The following is a 5,913-nucleotide window of genomic DNA, read 5'->3' as shown; positions in this document are numbered from 1 at the left end:
GTACCGGATGATCATATGATCGTGCTTGACCTTAATACCGATTATGAACCAATATGGAAACGAACCGAGGCGTTTTATGGTAAACCCTGGATCTGGAACATGCTGCATAACTATGGTGGCAACAATAGTTTATTTGGCAGGATAGAGGCGGTAGCAGCACAGCCGGCACAGGCACTTAATGATCCAAAATCGGGGCGTATGGTGGGTATTGGCTTAACCATGGAGGCCATAGAGCAAACTCCTGTGCTTTATGAGCTGATGACGCAAAATACCTGGCAAAATAAGCCAATTGATCTTGATCAATGGCTTCCGGGATACTTATTTAACCGTTATGGGGTGAAAAGCCAGAATGCATTGGATGCCTGGCAAACGCTGAGGACTACCGTTTTCAATGGTAAGGATATCCGTGACGGAGCAGAGTCAATCATCACCGGCCGGCCAACGCTTGATTCGGCTGCTGTATGGACCCGCACCCGCTTAAACTATAATCGGAAGGACTTGCTGCCTGCCTGGGATAAAATGATAGCCGCCATCCCTGCATGTAAACAAAGCAGTGGTTTTAATTATGACCTGGTTGATATTACCCGGCAGGTACTGGCTAACTATGGCCGACCACTTCAGTTAAAATGGATAAAAGCATATCATGATAAAGATGATAAAGCTTTCGGCAAGTATACTGTCGAATACCTTAACCTGATCGCCGATATGGATAAACTACTGGCTACCCAAAAGGATTTTATGCTGGGCCCTTGGATAGCTGATGCTCGCAGCTGGGGAACAACCTCAGGTGGAAAAGCACTTTACGAAAAAAATGCCCGCAACCTGATAACACTTTGGGGAGATGCCGATAGTCCGCTACATGAATATTCCTGCAGGCAATGGAGCGGTTTGCTCAATGATTTTTACAAGGTACGCTGGCAAAAATTCTTTGAGCTACTGAAGGGTTCAATAGAAACAGGTAAGGAACCTGACTTTAAGCTATTTGATAAATCAATAAGCAACTGGGAATGGCAATGGGTTAATTCATCCAAAACATATCCTGTTGCCCCTGCCGGTAGCAGCGCGGTTATTGCACAACAGTTATATGAAAAATACAGAACAATCATGGGTAACGATCTTAAATAATGGATACATCAGCAGCAAAACCTGGAAATACTGTTACTAAGCCGGCGCGGTTATTATCGTTAGATGCCCTGCGTGGTTTTGATATGTTTTGGATCATGAGCGGGGAAGGGGTAGTGCATGCCCTTGCTAAGGCCACCGGCTGGCCGCTCATGGTGTGGATGTCGGGACAATTACATCATACTGAGTGGAACGGGATCACCTTTTATGATATGATCTTTCCCTTGTTCTTGTTTATTGCAGGGGTTTCGATGCCTTATTCAATGGGCGGTAAAGCCGGTAAACATGGAGTTGCTTACCCATACCTGTTACCGTCTACCGCAAAGCGGGAGATTTACGGCTCTATGATCAGGCGTACCATCATCCTGCTTTTTTTAGGGATGGTTGTTAACGGTTTGTTTAAGTTTAACGGCTTGGAGAATACCCGGTTTGCAAGCGTGCTGGGACGTATTGGTCTGGCCTGGTTCTTTGCGGGTGTCATCTATCTTAATTTTAACATCCGGGGGCAGGTTTTGTGGTTCGGTATTTTGTTGCTGGGCTATTGGGCTGCAATGGAACTGATCCCGGTGCCCGGTTATGGGGCGGGAGTTTTAACGATGAACGGCAGCCTGGAATCCTATATCGACCGTTTATTGCTCCCGGGCAGGCTACATGATAAAGTACATGACCCTGAGGGTATATTATCCACTATCCCGGCTATTGGCACTGCCATGCTGGGCATTTTTACAGGCCAATTCCTGAAGCTTGAATCTGCAAAATGGCCAATGTGGAAAAAGGGTGTTGGACTATTAGCAGCAGGTATTTTACTTATCGGTTTAGGATTGTTATGGAACATTGCTTTCCCTATCAACAAACGTTTATGGACCAGTTCATTTGTATTGTTTGTGGGCGGATGGAGCCTGGTTTTCCTTTCGGTATTTTACCTGGTGATAGATGTTGCCGGGTACAGGAAGTGGGCGTTCCCTTTTGTGCTGATCGGGGTAAACTCTATAGTGATCTATCTTGCAGCTGAAGGAGTGGTCGATTTTCAACACACAGCCAATTTTTTCTTCGGTGGAATCATTGGGCATCTTGCTCAAAGCTGGCAGCCGGTATGGGCGGCTATTTCCATTGTTTTTGTGCAGCTTGCCTTATTGTACTTTTTATACCGCAATAAGATTTTTCTGAAGATATAAGCTTGAATACCGTTTAAGTTTGAGGATTTTGAATGTAGAGACGCATAATTGCGTCTCCCGTATGCCGGTTAAGGCAGTTAAACCTCTTGCAAAGCGGCTTGTCCTGTGGGAGACGCAATTATGCGTCTCTACATAAAAATATTTCTTGTGTCTCCTCAGGGTCTCTCGCAGAGGACCCTGAGGTATTCAATATGCAAAACAACTGAGGGAAACAACTTCAATAAGCAGGTCCATAGTAACTATAATCGCCAATTGCTAAGAACCTCAGGGTCCTCTACGAGGGCCACTGAGGGGACGGGGAAGTTTTTTGTAGAGACGCATTACATGCGTCTTCCGGCGGACAGGCCGATTCAAAAGGCTTCTAATTCCGTCGGAAATGCACGTGGGAGACGCATGTAATGCGTCTCTACATCCAAAAACAATCGTTTTTAAACAGCCTCTGAGAGAAAAACAAGGAAAATAATTGAGATAAAATCATGAAAAATTAGTTAATTGTTAAAATAACACTTAATATTGAAATGTTTTTATTTTACCAATATGACCAAGCGCCTGTTTCTCTTTTTTATCCTTGTTTTGGCTGGCACAACCTCGCGTGCGCAGAAGCAAATGATCCCCAATCCAATAACCGGGGGATACTTTGCCGATCCAACTATTGTAAAAGATAAAGGCCGTTTCTTCATTTATGCCACAATTGATCCCTGGGGCGATAAGGAGTTGGCCGTGCTGGAAACTACCGACTTTATCAAGTTTAAACGGCACCATATCAACTGGCCTACCAAACAAGCCTGTACCAGTCCAACGGCTCTAAACGAAATGGTTTGGGCGCCATCAGTAGTAAAAGGAAAAGACAATAAGTTTTACATATATGTAGCCGTAGGGGGCGAGGTTTGGGGCGGAGTAAGTAATACACCGCTTGGCCCCTGGAAAAACTTAAAGAGTGACAATTCGCCCATGGTTAAATCTACCGATTACCCCAATGTCCATAATATTGATCCGGATTGCTTTATTGATACTGATGGCAGCGTATATCTGTATTGGGGATCGGGGTATAAATGGATCAACGGGCATTGTATGGCTGTTAAGCTGAAGGACGATATGGTTTCGTTTGACGGAGCTCCAAAAGATATCACCACCCCTCATTTTTTTGAAGGTGCGCATATGGTTAAACGCAATCAAACCTATTACCTCATGTTTTCGGAAGGTAAAGCTATTGATGCCACTTACCAGGTAGGCTACGCGAAAGGTGTAGGCCCACTCGGCCCTTTTCAGGAAGATGAACACCGGGTTATATTAAATACTTCTGCCGATAGCACCGTGATTGGCCCCGGCCATCACACCACCTTTGTTGAAAAAGGACAACGCTATATTTTATATCACCGCATTTTTCCGCAAAAGGAATCATTTGTGTTGAGGCAGCTGTGCCTTGATAGTTTAAATTTTGACGCGGATGGTAATATCAAAAAGGTAAGCACCAAAGGCGTACAAAAGTTCAATTAACCTTATAACCTGTTATGATGAGAAAAATACGCTGCACAACACTGTTGTTAATGTTGGCATTTGCCGGCTTTAAGGCCTCTGCCCAGCAAAAAGCCGACGCGGCAAAACCCAAAAAGATCAGTCCCGATCTTTTCGGGATCTTTTTTGAGGATTTAAGTTATGCTGCTGATGGTGGGCTTTATGCCGAACTTATTCAAAACCGCTCATTTGAGTACAGCCCGGCAGATAACCGCGATTGGAATTCGATGACTGCCTGGAAATATGAGACCGATGGTTTTGGTTATGGTACCATTTCGGTTGAGACTGCTGCTCCTGTTCATCCCAATAACCCGCATTATATTTTGCTTGATATTCAGGATGAAGGGCAAAAAGGGGTAGGGCTTGAAAATTCAGGGTTTGATGGTATCCCTGTAAAGGCAGGTAAAAATTATAATTTTTCGGTTTTTTTGAATGCGCTGTCGGGCCAGTCTTTGCCAGTAAAAGTGGCCCTTGTTGACCGGAAGGGTAAAGAATTAGGTTCTTCTTCATTTACAACAGCTAATAAAGGCTGGAAAAAATATGCCGAACAAATTCACGTGAATTTTGACAATGACAGCGCCAAACTGATGTTGTTGATCAAGGCAAAAGGGAAAGTCGGGATTGATATGGTGTCTTTGTTTCCTGAAACCTTTAAAAATCATCAAAATGGATTACGGGCCGATCTGGCGCAGGTTATTGCGGATATAAAACCAAAGTTTATGCGTTTTCCTGGCGGCTGCCTTACTCATGGTGATGGCATTGCCAATATTTACCGTTGGAAAAATACTATTGGCCCAGTTGAACAACGTGTAGAACAACGTAACATCTGGAATTACCATCAGTCGGTAGGTTTGGGGTATTTTGAATATTTTCAATTTTGTGAGGATATCGGGGCAAAGCCGGTGCCGGTACTTGCGGCAGGCGTGAGCTGTCAAAATTCAGGCGGTACCTGGAAAATAGGTGGCACAGGGCAAAAGGGCATTCCTATGGAAGAAATGAGCGCCTATGTACAGGATGTTCTTGATCTCATTGAATATGCAAACGGACCGGCCACTTCTACATGGGGTGCAAAACGTGCCGCGGCTGGGCATCCTGCACCTTTTAATCTGGAATACCTTGGCATTGGTAATGAAGATAAGATCACCGGTGTATTTGAAGAACGTTTCCGGATGATCTATGATGCGGTGCATAAAGCCCATCCCGAAATTAAGATCATTGGGACCGTTGGGCCAAGCCCGAACGGGGAAGACTTTGATAAGGGATGGAAACTGGCCGATCAGCTTTCGGTTGGTATTGTTGATGAACATTATTATGAAAAACCGCAGTGGTTTTTGAAAAATACCGCACGTTATGATTCATACAACAGGCTAAGATCAAAAGTATATATAGGCGAATACGCTTCGTGGAGTAATACCTTGTTCAATGCCCTGGCTGAAGCTGTATACATGACCAATTTAGAGCGTAATGGTGATGTTGTAAGGATGGCATCATATGCTCCGCTTATCGCCAGGATCGGTCATACTTCCTGGAACCCGAACCTGATATATTTTAATGGTACTAAGGTTTTCCCAACGGTAAACTATTATGTTCAGCAGCAATTTGCCGCTAATTCAGGCAATGAATATTTGCCGGGTATGATAAAACTGAAAGGTGAAAAAGCAGCAATTGACACTACGGCGGGCACCTCAGTTGTACGCGATTCTGCAACCGGTGATATCATCCTGAAAATTGCCAACGCGAGTAATACCGAGCTTTCGGGAGAAGCTGATCTGTCAAAAATTAGTGAACTGCCTAAATCCGCAACGCTTACTGTAATTTCCGGAGATCCCGGGACAAAAAATTCTGCCGACAATCCGCAAGCCATCCTTCCACAATCTTCAGTTATAAAATTGCAAAAAAGGTGGGCTTTCACTGTACCTGCCTATTCATTGACCGTAGTAAGAATTAGCAGTGCAAATGGGAAAAAGAGCAAATAATTATCCTGAACATTTGAAAAAAACAAACCAATTATACATGAAGAAAATAGTTTTACTGGGCATTTTAGTTAGCTTATATACAGCGGCTATAGCGCAGTCGCAGCAAAAATATAGTGCCTACCTCT

The 5,913-nt window shown here is 44.1% G+C and carries 4 protein-coding genes; all 4 read left to right on the top strand.

Annotation, left to right across the window (positions count from 1 at the left end):
* Window positions 1–1,125 (top strand): alpha-N-acetylglucosaminidase (locus VF500_RS09325; protein WP_330859418.1); only part of this gene is annotated, 1,125 nt, incomplete at its 5' end.
* On the top strand, window positions 1,125–2,297 hold the full coding sequence (locus VF500_RS09320) for a DUF5009 domain-containing protein (RefSeq protein WP_330859417.1): 1,173 nt from the start codon (window positions 1,125–1,127) through the stop codon (window positions 2,295–2,297). The genes VF500_RS09325 and VF500_RS09320, both read left to right, overlap by 1 nt.
* Before the next feature lie 537 nt (window positions 2,298–2,834).
* The gene (locus VF500_RS09315; protein ID WP_330859416.1) at window positions 2,835–3,794 is read left to right on the top strand and encodes a family 43 glycosylhydrolase; all 960 of its coding nucleotides are present in this window, start codon (window positions 2,835–2,837) and stop codon (window positions 3,792–3,794) included.
* 14 nt (window positions 3,795–3,808) lie between these two features.
* Window positions 3,809–5,788 (top strand): alpha-L-arabinofuranosidase C-terminal domain-containing protein, encoded by a 1,980-nt coding sequence (locus VF500_RS09310; protein WP_330859415.1) that lies wholly within the window; start codon window positions 3,809–3,811, stop codon window positions 5,786–5,788.
* Window positions 5,789–5,913: the final 125 nt, after the last annotated feature.

Origin of the sequence: Mucilaginibacter sp., assembly GCF_036383575.1 — a bacterium.
GTDB lineage: Bacteria > Bacteroidota > Bacteroidia > Sphingobacteriales > Sphingobacteriaceae > Mucilaginibacter.
Note: the sequence above shows the minus strand (reverse complement) of the source record. Positions and strands in the feature narration are given on the sequence as shown.

Excerpts from the sequence above, each read along its gene's own strand:
- VF500_RS09315 (WP_330859416.1), top strand. The coding sequence starts at position 2,835 with ATGACCAAGCGCCTGTTTCTCTTTTTTATCCTTGTTTTGGCTGGCACA.
- VF500_RS09310 (WP_330859415.1), top strand. The coding sequence starts at position 3,809 with ATGATGAGAAAAATACGCTGCACAACACTGTTGTTAATGTTGGCATTT.
- VF500_RS09320 (WP_330859417.1), top strand. The coding sequence starts at position 1,125 with ATGGATACATCAGCAGCAAAACCTGGAAATACTGTTACTAAGCCGGCG.